The organism is Acidiphilium multivorum AIU301, from assembly GCF_000202835.1.
GTDB classification, from domain to species: domain Bacteria; phylum Pseudomonadota; class Alphaproteobacteria; order Acetobacterales; family Acetobacteraceae; genus Acidiphilium; species Acidiphilium multivorum.
The window spans coordinates 25,717-40,494 of sequence record NC_015187.1 but is presented as its reverse complement, the minus strand read 5'-3'; the positions used below and the strand labels follow the sequence as shown (position 1 = coordinate 40,494).

Here is a 14,778-nt window from a genome sequence, read left to right as displayed (position 1 = left end):
TATGGGGACAGCAAAGCGCCCAGGACAATTATCAGACTTACGATCGCATTTCTTTTCCGGATGCGAATTTTGTACATCCATGTCCAGAAAACGGTGGTTTTCCAGACACTTCTGGAACAACATTTCCGGGATGGCCGAATCGGCTCATGAGTGTTAACATACTCGTCAAGTTTTCAATGTTCTGGTTACGTCAATGAATCAACGCATAGGATACGCTCGCGTGTCCACAGATGACCAGCACCTAGACCTGCAGCGGGATGCTCTCACGCAGGCTGGGTGCAGCGTGATTTATGAGGAAGCTGCCAGCGGGAAGAACGCCACCCGCCCGGAGCTTGAGCAGTGCCGGAAGGCGCTGCGGGCTGGGGATACCCTTGTCGTCTGGCGGTTGGATCGGCTTGGTCGCAGTTTGCCCGATCTCGTTCAGATCGTGGCCGACCTTGAGCAGCAAGGTGTGGGCTTCGAGAGTTTGGCGGAGAAGATCGAGACAAGCAGCGCAGCGGGCAAGTTGATTTTCCACGTATTCGCGGCATTGGCTGAGTTCGAGCGCGGATTGATCCGAGAGCGTACGCAGGCCGGGTTGGCCGCAGCTCGTGCCCGAGGTCGGACGGGCGGTCGCAAGCCAAAGCTGGACGCCAAACAGATACGCCAGATCAAGGTGCTACTACGCGACCCGAACACTAGCGTCGCTGAAGTGGCCCGTGACTACGGAGTGTCGCGAACAACGATTTATAAGTATTGCGGCGTGGTGCGGCCGAGCGAATTCATTGAAGGGACAACATGACCAAAAAGACGACCGCATTCGACGTGTTCGAGAAATGCGTCCAAGCAGTCCAGGCCGGGGAGCTGATCGAATCCGTCTCTGCGAAGGACAAGGAATTCCACTTCCAGAACTGGTTTCAGAAGCGTCTCCAGAGCCTGTCCATGCACTTCGAGGGCTCGGGTCGCAACACCTATCCCGATTTCTGCTTGGTCGAGCACACCGAAGGCTACGAGATCAAGGGGCTGGCGTGGCCGGGACGCGAGCGGGACTACGACTCGAATAGCCAGGTGCCAACCGGCTATCACAACGGCCGTCAAATCTTCTACGTATTCGGGCGCTATCCGGCTGACCTGTCCGGCTACGCAGACCAGGGCAACGGTCGCAAGCAGTACCCCGTCGTTGACCTCGTTGTGTGCCACGGCGACTTCCTGAACGCCGACCACAACTACGTCCACAAGAACAAGAGCGTGAAGGGCTTTGGCACCTACGGCGACATCATGATCCGCGACCGGAAGATGTACGTCGCGCCGACCCCTTTCGCGCTGACCGAGGGCACCACGGGCCTGATGACCCTGATCCTGCCAGAAGACTTCGGTGCGGATGATCGTTACCAGATGGTTGGCAACCTTACCCGCGTCGAGGCTGAGACGCTGGTGGTTGGCTACAACTTCGACTTGCGCACGAACGAGCTGAGCGCAGAGCGCGTGCCCAACCCCAAAGCAGGCACCCAGCACCGATTTGTCGCCTATCGGCTCAAGGGGCAAGCCAGCAAGCTCGTCTCGATGACCGGCACCCCGGTGCAGCCCGACGAGAACAACTTCGCGGACGAAGAATGAACGCAGTTACCGACAAGATCGGGCTCGCTCCTGCGACCGCCGCGACCGCACTGGAGTGCGATTTCCCTCTGGTCGAGATCAGCCAGATCGCCGAGCAGGAGAGCTGGCGTAAGGAGATCAATCGGCCCATATACCACATCCACAAGTGGTGGGCGACCCGGCTGGGATCGGTGTTCCGTGGCATCACGCTTGGGGCTTTGAGCCAGCCTGGCACGGACACCTGGGCGCACTTCTATAAGACCCACGATCTGGCCGGTAAGGTGGTGCTCGACCCCTTCATGGGCAGCGGCACGACGCTTGGCGAGGCCATCAAGCTGGGAGCCAAGGCCATCGGCTGCGACATCAACCCGGTCAGCACGTTTCTTGTGCGCCAGGCGTTCACGCCCGCGCCCGAGGCTCAGCTTCGTGCCGCCTTCAAGCGGCTGGAGCGTGACGTGGCACCGGAGATTCGGCGTTACTACCAGACCCGTGATCCCCAGACCGGCGAAGTGATCCCGGTGCTGTACTGCTTCTGGGTCAAGACGGTCACGACGCCGGAAGGCGAAGTGATCCCGCTGCTGTCCCGCTACGTGTTCGCCCAGGATGCCTACCCGAAGAAGAAGCCGCGAGCACAGATCGTATGCCCTGGTTGCTGGGGCGTGCTGGAAGACCGCTACGACGCGACCGACATGCACTGCCAGTACTGCGGCCACCACTTCAACCCGCAGGAAGGTCCGGCCGCTGGTCAATACGTCACGACCAAGGGCGGCCAGCGCTATCGAATCAAGGAGCTGCTGCCCAAGGATGGCACCCCTCCTGCACATCGCATGTACGCGATGATGGCGTTGCGCGCTGATGGCACGAAGGTCTATCTGCCCGTGCGTGCTGAGGACTTGGCGCTCTACGAGGAAGCCCAGGGCCGCCTTGCGAGTGAGACGTTGCCGCTACCGGAAATCTCTGTCCGTCCGGGCCACAACACTGACCAAGCGCGGGGCTACAACTACACCCACTGGCGCGACTTCTTCAATGCGCGCCAACTACTGTGTCTCGGGCTACTGCTGCGCGAAATCCTAAGCATCGACGACCAAGCCGTGCAGGAACAGATGCTGTGCCTGTTCTCCAGCACCTTGGAGTTCAACAACCTGTTTTGCAGCTTCAAGGGCGAGGGCACCGGGGCCGTTCGGCACATGTTCTCGAACCACATCCTGAAGCCTGAACGCACGCCGTTGGAAAACTCAGTGTGGGGCACTGACAAGAGCAGCGGCACGTTCAGCACGCTGTTCGAATCGCGCCTACTGCGCGCCAAGCGTTACCTCGATGAGCCCTTTGAGATCGCGTTCGAGCACGACCAGGACGGCAACCGTGCAGGGTCACGCAAAACGGTGGCCAGCCACCCGATCCGCGCTCGCCGCGTCGAGACTTGGGGCGAGCTGGCGACGGCCGATCATGGCCTGCTGATCCTGAACGGCGACAGCTCCGAGCTGCCGATGCCCGCAGGATCGGTGGACGCGGTTGTGACCGACCCTCCTTACTTCGATTTCGTTCACTACTCGGAGTTGAGCGATTTCTTCTTTGCCTGGCTGTCGCCAGTACTTCGCGGCCGCTATCCGTGGATGGCTCGCGAGGACTCGTCCGACCAGGGCGAGGTGCAGCACAAAGACCCGCGTGTGTTCGCCCGTCAGCTCGCTGCCGTGTTCACTGAAGCCTGCCGCGTGCTCAAGGACGACGGAGTACTGGCATTCAGCTTTCATCACTCGCGGGCCGAGGGTTGGGCTGCCATCTACGAGGCGATCAGCGAGGCGGGCCTGGCCGTTGTTGCGGCTCACCCAGTTCACGCAGAGCTGCGAGCCGCGAGCCCCAAGACGGCGGCGAAAGATCCGATCAGTCTTGATGCGATCCTCGTGTGTCGTAAGAAGGCGTTTGCCCTGCACCAGTCGCCCGCTGTCCAGGACGTGCGCCAGGCAGTCGATGCGCTGTCGTCACGGCTGCAAGCTGCTGGTCTGCGCATCTCGGCGGGTGATCGCTTTGTGATCGGTGCGGCCCAGACCTTGATCGCCCGAGCCGCTGACGAATTGGGTTTTGATGAGATCAAGGTCGATCTGGAAGCGATCCGTCTGGCTGTTGGGCCGAAGGCTGGCGATTCTGACGAGCCCGAAACGGCCGGCGCCGAACTAGCCACTGTGTGAGGCGGGAGCATGGGATGACAGCATTTCGTTCTTTCAGGAAACCCGCCACGGAGGCAGTATGAAGCCGCACGACGAAAGCGAGCCGTTTTTCATCACCGAGGACGTGGCGGCTGAGTTGACCGCCGCTGGCTACGAGTTCGTGCCGCCGGGCCATGCGCGAACGGCGAGCATCCGCGATCTGTTCGGCTGGCAGCCCGACGAGACGCTATCCGAGGCCGTGAGCAGGCACCTGGAGAAGGCTGATACAGATAGCGGGCGCGAACCGAGAGGCGAAGGCGTATGACAACGGAAGCGGAGGCGCTCGCCAACATCCTCGCGTGGTCTGCTGACAGTCCTGGCTGGCAGCGCGACGCACTGCGCCGACTTGCAACGCAAGCGGCCCTGGAGTCGGCCGAGATCGACGAGCTGGCTTCCATCTGCAAGGGCGATAATCTGGCGGTCCCGCTGGAAGCGGGGCACCTTCGCGGCCCGAACCGCGATCAGGGGGAAGTCTATCTGCGGCAGGTGCATGGAGTCCTGCATGTTAATGCTCTGGCTCCCGACCAACGGCTGACGCTCCACCGTGTCGGTTTGACGATCATCTATGGCGACAACGGATCGGGAAAATCCGGCTACGCGCGGATTCTCAAGAAGGTATGTCGCGCCCGTATGCCTGGCCGAGCCGAGGAAATCGCCCCCGACATCTATGACGCTGCACCAGGCACGCCGAGCGCCACGATTGAATACGCGATTAGCGGTCAGAACCGCACTTGCGCTTGGCAGCTTGGTCAGGCTGCCGACAACGCGCTTTCAGGCATCAGCGTGTTCGATTCCCGTACCGCGAACGTCCACGTGGACGATACGAATGACGTGGCTTACACGCCGTTTCCGCTCAAGCTGCTAGGTGCGCTGGCGCAGCTCTGCAAGTCGGTCAAGGATAAGCTGGCAGCCGAGATCGCGCAGATAAAGGCGCAAACGCCCGAAGCGATCAGGACCCCGGCGTGCAGCCGGGACACAGCGGTCGGCAAGCTCATGGCCCGGCTCACCGCCAACACTGCGCCGGCGACGGTCGAAGCGTTGGCAACGCTCACGCAAGCAGAGCAAGACCGATTGGCGCAGCTCACGGCGGACCTGGCAGGTGATCCGGCTCGCGCGGCGCGCCAGCTTGCGGCGATGAAGGCCAAGGTTGACGGGCACATTGCGCGCCTGGATCGGCTATTTGCTTCAATCAGCGACGATTCCGCCAATAACCTGCGCCGCCTTGCCGTTGATAGCGATGCCGCACGCCGGGCCGCAGAAGCTGCTTCCAGTGCGCTTTTCCGCGACGAACCGTTGCCGCAGATTGGGTCGGAGGTTTGGCAGGCGCTATGGGCCAGTGCCCGAGCATTTTCTGATGCGGAAGCCTATCCCGAACGGCGATTCCCCGTCACAGACCACGGCAGCGTATGCGTGCTTTGCCAGCAGGAATTGACGCCCGTCGCCGCTGATCGGCTCAATCGCTTCGAGGCTTTTGTGCGCGACGACAGCCAGCAACGTGCCGACGCTGCGCGCGTCGCATACGACAGGGCGCTGGCAACGTTCAAGGGTGAGGCTGTTTCGTTGGCCGATCTTGTGAACATTGTGGCAACCGTCCGCGACGAACTGCGCCAGGATGCCTTGGCGATGGAGATCAGGGGCGCGACCCTTCGCGCCCTGTGGCGTCATCGCCAGATCAGGCGACGCCACGCAAATCCAAGCGCCGCCATTGACGTGCCCGTTACAGAATATTCGCGCCAGGCGCTGGTCGATCAAGCAGCGGGCATTGAGACTCGGGCGAACGCCCTTGTCGCGGAGGCTGGCTCTCCAGCCCGCGCCGCCGTGCTTGCCGAAAAGGCCGAGCTTGTGGATCGGCAATGGCTTGGTAGCATAAAAGCCGATGTTCTCGCCGAAATCGAACGCCAGAAGAAAATCGCGCGGCTTGAGGCGGCCCAGCGAGACACCGCTACCAACCGCGTCACCACAAAGAGCACTGAGATCGCTCAGGCTTTGGTGACAGACGCGCTACGCGCGCAATTTGCTCGCGAGGTGGCGAGCTTCGAGATTGCTGGCCTCGCTGTGGAGCTTCGACAGCAAAACAGCGTTCAGGGCATCCCTCGCTTTAAGGTCGCACTTACACGAAAGCCCACGGCTGCGGTGGGACAGGTCTTGAGCGAAGGCGAGCATCGCTGCGTTGCCTTGGCCGCGTTCATGGCCGAACTCGCCACCACCGAAAACAAGTCCGGCATCGTCTTTGACGATCCCGTTTCCTCGCTCGACCACATGCACCGGGAAGCCGTAGCTAAACGCCTGGTTGCTGAGGCCGCTCATCGCCAGGTCATCGTCTTCACTCATGACCTTGCGTTCCTGTTCGAGTTGAATCGCGCGGCTGACGATGCGCAGCCAAAGCCGCCGGTTGCGATTAGCTCCATCAGCCGGGGTGCTGACAAGGCAGGCTTCTGCCGCAGCGAGCCGCCATTCAAAGCGCGTCGGGTCAGTGACATCACCACAAGTCTGAGCAATCAGCTTGCGGGTGAACGCTACCATTTCGAGCAAGGCAATCTCGACGAGTGGCGCAAGTCCGTCAAATCCATCGCTGCGACGTTGCGTGATACGTGGGAGATCGCGGTTGAAGAAGTTGTCGGACACGTCATCCGGCGACTGTCCAACGAAGTGAAGACGCCTGGCTTGGTCAAGCTGACCGCGATCACGGTTCCCGACTGCGAGGCCATGCGTGACGGCTTTGGTCGCTGTTCCGAACTGCTGCATAGCGCCGCCGCTGCGTTGAACCGCCCTCTGCCAAGGCCAGAAGCACTGACGGCCGAGATTGATGCCTTGGCGACCTGGGCGGACAGCCTTCGGCAGCGTCAGGGCGCTGCGAGGTTGCCCTGAATCCTTGGCGTCACCCAAGTGCTGTGGAGCTGAGCATGGTATTGTTCATGGCACTTGTAGAGCAGCATTCAGTAAAGTATTGATGTATATGGTGATTTCTTGTCTATTTATGATAGAGTGGGAACTATAGTTAGCTTGGGTTCGCAGTTAACCATCTGAACCCAGATCCCCTCTTCGGCTGCCCAAGAGTGCAGTCTCTCAGTAGCCAAGAGACCCCCCTTCTGGCCGTTGCTACCGCCCGCGTCCGCGCTTCCGGCTTTCCTGTTCAACCGGCCGTTCCTCGGCTTGGTGCTGCGCCTGGCGCCGATGCCCCTCCAGCGCTCTCTGTAGCCGCGCCCGGGCGCTCCGATGCGCTGCCTCGATCAACGGCCGCGCCCGCTCCCAGCCCGCCGCCACAGCTGCCCGCACGGCAGGGGCCGCCCGCTCGATGCGGGCCAGCGCCTGCCCCTTCTCCTCGGCAGCGCGGGCCATGGTTTCAGTCAAGCTTCCTTGCGCACCAGCACGGGCCTGGGTGCGCGCGAAACGCTGGGACAGGTCAGAGGGCAAGCCAGCGGCCTCGCGCTTTTCGTCGGCCGCCAGCCCCTTTAGGAAGGCGCGGGCGGCATTGCGGCGGGCCTCTTCGCCGATCTTCACCAAATCGAGCGCATTGGTCTTTTCAGGCTGGCGCGCGATGTTCCGCGTCCAGTTCGTCCAGATGTCGTGCTCGCGGATGGGACGCGGATCACCCAACGGCCGCCGCCCCGCGATCTCCTGACGCTCGGCGCCTTCCGAGGTGAGCCAGTAATCCCGCTCCCGGTGCCTCGACCCGGATACATAGGTCTTGAAGCCGTCCGTGGTCTGCGAGCCGCCCGGTGTTACAAAGATATGCTCGGTCGTGGTGATGCCCTGGGCCGTGTTGGTGGTCATGGCATAGCCGTAGGCCAGCCGCATCCGGCCGGTTTCCTTGTCGGCCAACGTGTCCCACTTCACAAAGCCCTCGCGGCCATGGTCGTTCCGCAGCACCAGGCCCTCGTCGCGGATGCTGGTGATTTCGAGGATCGAGCCGTTATCCCCGATCGCGCCCTTGCCGCCATCCAGCATCGCGGCGTTGGTCCGGGCGAATAGCCGGATTTTTTCGCCAGTGGCGATCGGCATGGCGTAGTGCTCGCCGGTATTCTTGTCGATCGCCGCCAGCGTCATGCAGCTCTGCCCCAGCTCGCCAGAGGCCAGCAGCCGTTGCCGGATCGCCTCGCCAATCGCGCGCGCGTCCTGATTGGTCGGAGTGCTGATCGAAAGCGTAAAGCGCGACCTGTCAGCGTTCGCGGCCCTACGCTCATCCCAGAGCGCGGCGGCCCGCGCAATCACCTCGCTATGACCACCGGCGACAATCTCGGCCGTGCCGTCCTGCCGCTTCATATCCAGCGCCTTGCCAACGGCTTCGGCGCCACCTTTGCGCAGCAAGCCCGCGATTTCGCGCGCGCGTTCATTGGTCTGCCGCACGCTGCTTTCGATGGAGGGCACCTCGCCCAGCCCTTTTTCGAGAAGGCCGATCACCTGGCCCGCCTCGATCGACTGGCATTGCTTCGGATCACCGATCGCCACCATGCGGAACCCGTGCCGCTCCTGAAGCCGCAACAGATCAAGCATCTGGCGCGTGCCGATCGTGCCCAGCTCATCGATCACTACGACGCTGCGGTTGGACAAATCCAGCCGGCCGCTCTCCACCCGGTTGATGAACACCGACACGGCCGCGATCGTGTCACGCCCGCCGGTCTCGGCCTCGGTATTCAGCCCGGCTTCGCGTAGCTCGCGCGCCTGGCGCCAGCCAAGGCTGATCCCGTGAATATCCGCGCCCTGGTCACGCCACGCCGCCACCAGTGGCTTCAACAGCGTGGTCTTGCCAGCCCCGGCCGCACCGATCCCCACCGCGAACCGGCCGCTCATGCCGAGATGATCGATCATCCGGCGCTGCGCCACGCCATGTTCGCCGGTGAAGCTCAGCCCGCTCGCCGCGATCCCGCGCTTGATCTGGGCCGGGTTGAGCGTCCCGCGCCGGTCCCGGCCCGCCTGTGCCGCCAGCTCGACCAGCGCGCTCTCCTGCTCAACATGGGCGCGCGTCGTCAGCCTGGTTGTGGTGATCTTCACATCCGGGTTGTCCGGGTCATCCCGCACGGTCTCGACCGCGATGATCTGGGTGCGCGCGGGCTCACCGTTGCCAGCAGAAACGCCCGTCTCGACAACCCCACGCGCCCGCAACCGCGCAATCACCCGGTCCACATCGCCGCCATCCTTGATGCCGGCCGCCACCAGGCCACGCGCTGCGGCAACGCGTTCGTCCTCGTCCTTGATGACCGCCCGCCGGGCAAACTGCTCGCCCAGCACCCGCGCAGCGGCCTCGTAGGCCCGGTCAAGCCGGGCCGCTTCGGTCAGTGTCTCCGCCGGCGCCGCGTCCTGCAGAACGCTCTTATGCTGGTAGCCGCGTTCCTCCGCCTGGCGCCGCCAGCTCGCGAAGTCGCTCATATCGTCGGCCTTGGCACTACGGCTGGCAAAGGCGCCGCCTTTCAGCAGCTTGATCCGTTCGTCGCCGGTCATGCGGTCCCACTCCGCGCCCACCGAAGCGGCATAGGCTTTCGCGTCGGAAAGGGCATCGCGGGTCCGCTTACTGAACGCCGCCCGGATCTCCTCCGGCACGGCGCTGAGCCGCGCCGCGCCGGTGGTTCGGTCCAATTCTATACTGGCCCCCGCCCGCCGGAGATTCTGGGCGAGATGGGCCTGGTAGATCGCCCCCCATTCATGAATGCGGCCATGCATCTGCAACGTGTTCAGGGACACCACACGGCCGCTCTCAGTGACGATGACATTCGGCACCGCGACATGCGTATGAAGCTGCGGATCACCAGCCACCTTCACGGAGACGATCTCGGTTTCCGTGCGGCCGTCCGCTGTCTCGCGGGCGATTTCGAGGGTGGGGCGGGCGGTGTAGTGGTCAAAGGTGATCCACCCGATGCGGCCCTGCTCAGTGCCTTCCTTGCCGCCTTTGCCCTTCCGCGCCTGGCCAATGACCTGTTCGATCTCGGCCATGGTCGCGGCCACCGCATCCTTGTGCGCCTGGGCAAGCTGGTTGCGCTCCGCCTCGGTCGGCGCGAAGGCCCATGCCAACGAAATCGTCTTGTCGGCCGAGAAGGTAAAATCAACGTAGCCGATCGGGGTTTTCGAGCGGTTCACCGCGTTCCGCCAATCGGCCGCATCCAGCGCCGCGCCATCCGCCCGCTTGCCATCAAGGATGTTGGCCCGCTCGGTCTCGGAAAGGCCGTTTCCGTCCTTGGCCCCTAGCGCCTTGTAGAGCCGCACAAGCTCGGGATGGGGGGCAGGCTGGTTCTGTTCGGCCTCTTGGGCGGACGGACCATCCGGCGCCGCGCTGGGAGAGGCGGGCGCCAGCTTCGCCTCGATCCGCGCCCGGTCAGCCGCACTCGACGCCTCGGCCACCGCCAGTGCCTGCCGCAAACCGGCGGCTCCGCCGGCGCGCAAGGCATCGGCCCAATCGGTGCCCTTCGCCCCGCCCGCAACATCAGCCGGCGGCTCAAGATAGACCGCCTCGCCGCCATTGGCCTCGATCAGCGCCGCCGCCTTGGCCGCGGCCTTCTGCCCGGCCTCACCAACATCACGGCCATTATGGAGGCGGGCATTGTCGCGATCGGCCAGCAGCGCAACCGGCGTCGAGCCGGTGAACTGCCCGGCCCAGGCCACCAGACCGCCGGCATTGTACCCGACAACACCAGCCTGCCGCGTTGCCTGCACCACGCTCGCGACGGTCTCGAAGCCTTCACCGGCAACCCGCGCCTGCTCATGACCCCCGATCGGCACCGCCGCGCCAGCAGGCGGATGCAGCAGCCAGGCGCCCGAGGCCCCCAGCATCCGGCGGCCGATTTTTGCTCCGCCCTCGGTCAGATAGGTGCGCTGCACGCCGGTCAGCCGTACCCGGCCGTCCTCATCCTGGCCAAACATCGGCGTCAGCATCACCACCGCCGCCCCAGCCGCCACTTCCGCCGAATCATAGTTCGGATGCGGCCGGACCAGCCGCACCTGGCTCATCAGCCAATCGGCATCGAGGCCGCGCCCGCTGAGGTAGGCACGAACCGGCGCCCGCATGCCTTCGGCCTCTTCCACGCGCGCCTCATGCGCCGCCCGCTGCCGCAATTTCTGCCCCACCGACCCGCGCAAATTCGGCTCGCGCAATTCGCCCGCGCCCGGAATCGCCTCATCCCAGACTTTCCCGGCGATGCTCTTGCGAAAGGCGTTGCGCCGCACCTCGGCCTCGCGCGCTGCCTTGGCCGCCTCGGGGTCCAGCTCGACCGCCTCGGCTTTGACGCCCAGCCGGCGCACCAGGCTCTCGAACCGCCCGCCTTCGCTGGCGGCAAAGTCGGTCCATTGGCCAGTGGTGGCGTTGACCGAAACCGTCCAGCTATCCACCCCGCGCCAGGTCGCTTGCAGGCGCAACCGGCCGCCGCTGGTCCGGTAGGGCACACCGGCGGCATCAAGCGCCGCCGCAACATCAATCGCGCGCGGTTCCGCTGGCCTCTCCTCGGCCGCCGGGCCACGCGGCGGCACCGCAGGTTCACCGCCCCGCGCAACATCCGCCTGCCAATCGGCCGCCAGCGCCGCATCACGATCATATGCGGCCGCCTCCTCCATCGGGGGCGGGGCAAAATCATCCGGCCAGGGCGGCGGGCCGTCTGGCGCGTGCCCCAGCTCGCCAAGCGCCGCCGCTTCGGCAGCAAGGGCTGCGTCGCGGTCCTCCGTCTCGTCCGCCTCGGGCGCCGTCGGCACCGCGTCCTGCGCACGGGTTGAAGGCAGCACCTCCACGGGCGCGGCCGGCAGATCGGACCCGTCAGCCCGTTTGCCGGCAAGCAGGTTTTCCAGCTCCGCGCGGGTCGGCAACCGCATCGGATCAAGCCCGAACACCTCGGCAAGCGGCGTCACCGCGCGCTGATATTGTTTGCCCGCGATCTTCTCGCCATCCGCCCGATTGCCCGCCAGCAGCTCGGCAATCTCGTCACGGGTCAGCGGGCGCGAGGTGTCAATCCCCAGCGCGGCAGCAACGGCCGGGTGCATGTCGCGCCGGGGCTCGGGAATGGTGCCAGGGCGAGCTGCGTCCGTGGCGGTGGCCGCCGCGTTATCTTCCGCCGCCTCAGTGCCCGGCTGCCAAAGGCCACCCTCGGCCATCATGCCGCGCTGATAATACGTCGCCATGTCCTGCTCGAAGCCCGGCAGCGTCATGGTCATCAGGTGGTCCGCCATCTTCCCGGCGGCACCGGATGAGGTGGAAGCCGCACCGGCGCGGAACGTCAGCATGTCTCTCCGCCCGCCTCTTGCTGCGTAGCCTCCTCGCCGGACTCTAGCGCGGTGGCGAGGCCGCGCATCACCCCGGCCTCAACCTCGGCCCCCAGCCCGTCCAGCGTCGTGCCGATTTGCAGGAGCGCGGTGGTCTGATCGCGCAGCGCCCCGGCAATCTCCGCAAGGGATTCCTCAAGCGGGCTTTCTTCCGAAGGGGTCGCCAGCTCGATCAACCGCGCCAGCATTTGGCTGTGCGTGTTCTGCGTCTCGATCATCAGCCGCAGCGCCTGGATGACGGCATCGAGGCGGTCATCTTTCGGGGGCATCGGGGCGGTTTCGGGCTCGGGCATCGGGCGGAACTCCTGCCCATCAACCTAACGCCATTGCCTCTTGCGCCGCAAGCTCCATAGGTGCAATGGTCTGTAACTTCTTCTCCGCTTTCTCCGCCCGCACACTGGCGGGAGTTTGGCGAGATTTCTGGCGCGGATATGCAGCGAATATGCTGTGTTTTTGCATCGTATCTGCTACGAATATGGCGGACTTTATGCTGTGATTCTGCTGTGGTTGTGCTGCGTTCTATTGACGTGCAGAGGTTGAAATCGGTAGGATTCCCCATGCCCGCGCCTGATCTCGATATTGAAAAGCTCAGTGCGGCGATGGCTTCCGGCCTTCGCCGGCGGTCGCCGTTGATGGTCTGGTTTATCGAGCACCACGACGAATTTGCCGCCCTTCTCGATAAGCATGGGGCGCATTGGAAAGGGCTGGCAGAGCACTTTGCGGCGGCCGGGCTGGTCTCGCGCACCGGCCAGCCGCTCACGCCGCGCACCGTCGAAAACTATTGGCTGCGGGCGCGGCGCCTGGTCGCCAAGCAACGGGCCGAAGGGCGCCCGGTTGCGGCGGCCCCGGCTAGCACGCCGGCGCCCGAACCTCGATTCAAGCCCGTTAGGTTAAGGAATGAGGGCCGGGGTGTTTCCCCTGCGGAACGCCAGGCCCTCGGTGATCCTACTGCTCCGGCTGACCAGGCGGCCCAGCCAGTGCCCAAGTTTCAACGGTCATGGATGAGAAATGAGGGCCGGGGCGTTTCCGCTGCGGAACGCCGCGCCCTCGGCGATCCAACTGCTCCGGCCGATCCTGACGATCCGAAATGGAGTGGCGATAAATCCCGATAGGAGAATTTGATGACTGAGGCCCCCTCATCAGAAAAGAAGCCCACCGGCGCGCAAAAACCCGCCCCCCCTGTATTCCGCCCCGGCAGCGCCGTCGCCGGACTCAAGCCGGCGGAAATCAAGCCACTGCTGACCAGCGAGCAAACCCGTTCCAAACCCGTGGCTCAGGGCCTGGATCTCGCCGATCGGCCCAAGATCATCCTGGCGGCTGGCCGGGGCAAAACCGGCAAAACCACCTTCCTGCGCTGGATCGTCGAGATGGCACAGCGGGACGGGAAAGCTCCGCTCCTGGCTGATATTGACCCCACCAACGCAACCTTCTCGACCTATTTCGGCGGGGTTGCTCGGCCGGACACCTTCAACCAGGCCGCCGTTCGCGACTGGCTGCAAGATTTCATGGAGTTCGCCATCGCCGAAAAACAAACCGCCATCATCGATCTGGGGGGTGGCGATACGATCCTGCGCACCATAGCCGCAGAAATGCCCGGCTTCGATGCAATGATTGAGGAGGCGGGCATGGCGGTGGTGATGTTCTACCTCGCCGGCCCGCATCCCGAGGATTTAACCCCCGCCGCCACGCTCGGCGCTTTGGGCTTCAAGCCTCGCGCTCGCGCGTTCGTGCTCAATGAAGGCGTGGCACCGCCGGGGCAATCGCGCGATCAGGCATTCGGGCGCGTGACCTCCTCCAACGTCTATCGCGATGAAACAACGGACGGGGCGCTCACCCTCTGGATGCCGCGCCTGCACGCGGCCGAGGCGGTCGAGGCCCGCACCGCGAGTTTCGTCGCCGCACGGGACGGTCAGACAGAACCGCCGCTCGGGGTGTTCAACCGTTCGCGGGTGGGCCACTGGCTCAAGGCGATGGATGAGCAATTCGCCGGCGTGAAATCGTGGATGCCATGAGCGAGGCTGTCGATCAGAGCGAGACAGAGGCCGCGATCCGCGCCGCGCAAGCGGAGCTGGATCGGGCCGAACAGCTTGCCCGGCTCGACAACGACCCCACCGCTCAAACGCTCCTCGCGCTCCGGGTGTTCCTGGGCTCGACCGCCGCCATTGCCGCCGATCAGCGCCGCGCCATGGCTGAACACCGCTTGCATGTCGATCGGGATTTCAGCGCCGTGCGCCAGGCGCGGGACGGCCTGGCGCAAACCATCGATCAAGCCTTCAAGGCCGCGAAAGCCCAGGCAGAGGCCGCGCATGCGGATTTGTCGCGTCAGTTCGTAGCCTCCTTTGCCCAAGCGGCTGAACAGCGCCTCAAGGCCATGTCACGGTGGGTATGGTGGCGAACCCTCGCCTCCTGCGCGGCGCTGGCAATCGTGATCCTCGCCTTGGGCTTCGGCTTGGGCTACTGGCGCGGCAACGCGGCCGGGTACAGCCAGGCCGCCGGGACGATTCACGCTACCGGGGCCGTTGAGCAATCCGTCCTTGCCTCGCAAGGTCCGGCTGGCTTGGCGCAATGGCACCAGCTCATGCGCGATAACGCCATCCTCGACACGATGAAATCCGATTGCACCAGCAAGAACGTGGCGCATCAGGACGGCCGCACGGCTTGCCATCTATGGCTATGGACAACGCCGAATGTCGCACCGGCCGCTATTGCGGCCATGCACATGAAAGCGAGACAATGAGCAGGGTATAGACCCAACGGATGC

10 protein-coding genes are annotated in these 14,778 nt (G+C 64.3%); 8 read left to right on the top strand and 2 right to left on the bottom strand.

The window, feature by feature from the left end; all coding sequences use genetic code 11:
* The first annotated feature begins 193 nt into the window (after positions 1-193).
* From ACMV_RS18565 to ACMV_RS18545, 5 genes are read left to right on the top strand one after another with little or no spacing between them, the layout of a single operon-like run.
* The gene (locus ACMV_RS18565; protein WP_013641240.1) at positions 194-781 is read left to right on the top strand and encodes a recombinase family protein; all 588 of its coding nucleotides are present in this window, start codon (positions 194-196) and stop codon (positions 779-781) included.
* Positions 778-1,596, top strand: a complete 819-nt coding sequence (locus ACMV_RS18560; RefSeq protein WP_013641239.1) for a hypothetical protein — start codon at positions 778-780, stop codon at positions 1,594-1,596. The genes ACMV_RS18565 and ACMV_RS18560 overlap by 4 nt, the downstream gene beginning before the upstream one ends.
* Positions 1,593-3,761 carry a DNA methyltransferase gene (locus tag ACMV_RS18555; protein ID WP_013641238.1) on the top strand — a complete coding sequence of 723 codons (2,169 nt, stop codon included), beginning with the start codon at positions 1,593-1,595 and terminating at the stop codon, positions 3,759-3,761. The genes ACMV_RS18560 and ACMV_RS18555 overlap by 4 nt, the downstream gene beginning before the upstream one ends.
* Before the next feature lie 58 nt (positions 3,762-3,819).
* A complete protein-coding gene (locus ACMV_RS18550) occupies positions 3,820-4,044 on the top strand; it encodes a hypothetical protein (protein ID WP_013641237.1) in 225 nt (74 codons plus the stop codon).
* A complete protein-coding gene (locus ACMV_RS18545; protein ID WP_013641236.1) occupies positions 4,041-6,647 on the top strand; it encodes an AAA family ATPase in 2,607 nt (868 codons plus the stop codon). The genes ACMV_RS18550 and ACMV_RS18545 overlap by 4 nt, the downstream gene beginning before the upstream one ends.
* A 231-nt stretch (positions 6,648-6,878) precedes the next feature.
* Here ACMV_RS18545 and mobF read toward each other — a convergent pair whose 3' ends face one another.
* Positions 6,879-11,978, bottom strand: coding sequence for a MobF family relaxase (mobF, locus tag ACMV_RS18540; protein ID WP_013641235.1), 5,100 nt, complete (start codon positions 11,976-11,978; stop codon positions 6,879-6,881).
* On the bottom strand, positions 11,972-12,310 hold the full coding sequence (locus ACMV_RS18535) for a hypothetical protein (RefSeq protein ID WP_013641234.1): 339 nt from the start codon (positions 12,308-12,310) through the stop codon (positions 11,972-11,974). The genes mobF and ACMV_RS18535 overlap by 7 nt, the downstream gene beginning before the upstream one ends.
* Before the next feature lie 264 nt (positions 12,311-12,574).
* Between ACMV_RS18535 and ACMV_RS20365 the strand changes: the two genes are divergently transcribed.
* From ACMV_RS20365 to ACMV_RS18525, 3 genes are read left to right on the top strand one after another with little or no spacing between them, the layout of a single operon-like run.
* Positions 12,575-13,129, top strand: coding sequence for a hypothetical protein (locus tag ACMV_RS20365; RefSeq protein ID WP_081479293.1), 555 nt, complete (start codon positions 12,575-12,577; stop codon positions 13,127-13,129).
* Positions 13,130-13,138: 9 nt separating this feature from the next.
* The gene (locus ACMV_RS18530) at positions 13,139-14,029 is read left to right on the top strand and encodes a P-loop NTPase family protein (RefSeq protein ID WP_013641232.1); all 891 of its coding nucleotides are present in this window, start codon (positions 13,139-13,141) and stop codon (positions 14,027-14,029) included.
* Positions 14,026-14,754, top strand: coding sequence for a hypothetical protein (locus ACMV_RS18525; protein WP_231844556.1), 729 nt, complete (start codon positions 14,026-14,028; stop codon positions 14,752-14,754). Before ACMV_RS18530 ends, ACMV_RS18525 begins: the two co-directional genes overlap by 4 nt.
* The last annotated feature ends 24 nt before the right edge of the window (positions 14,755-14,778 follow it).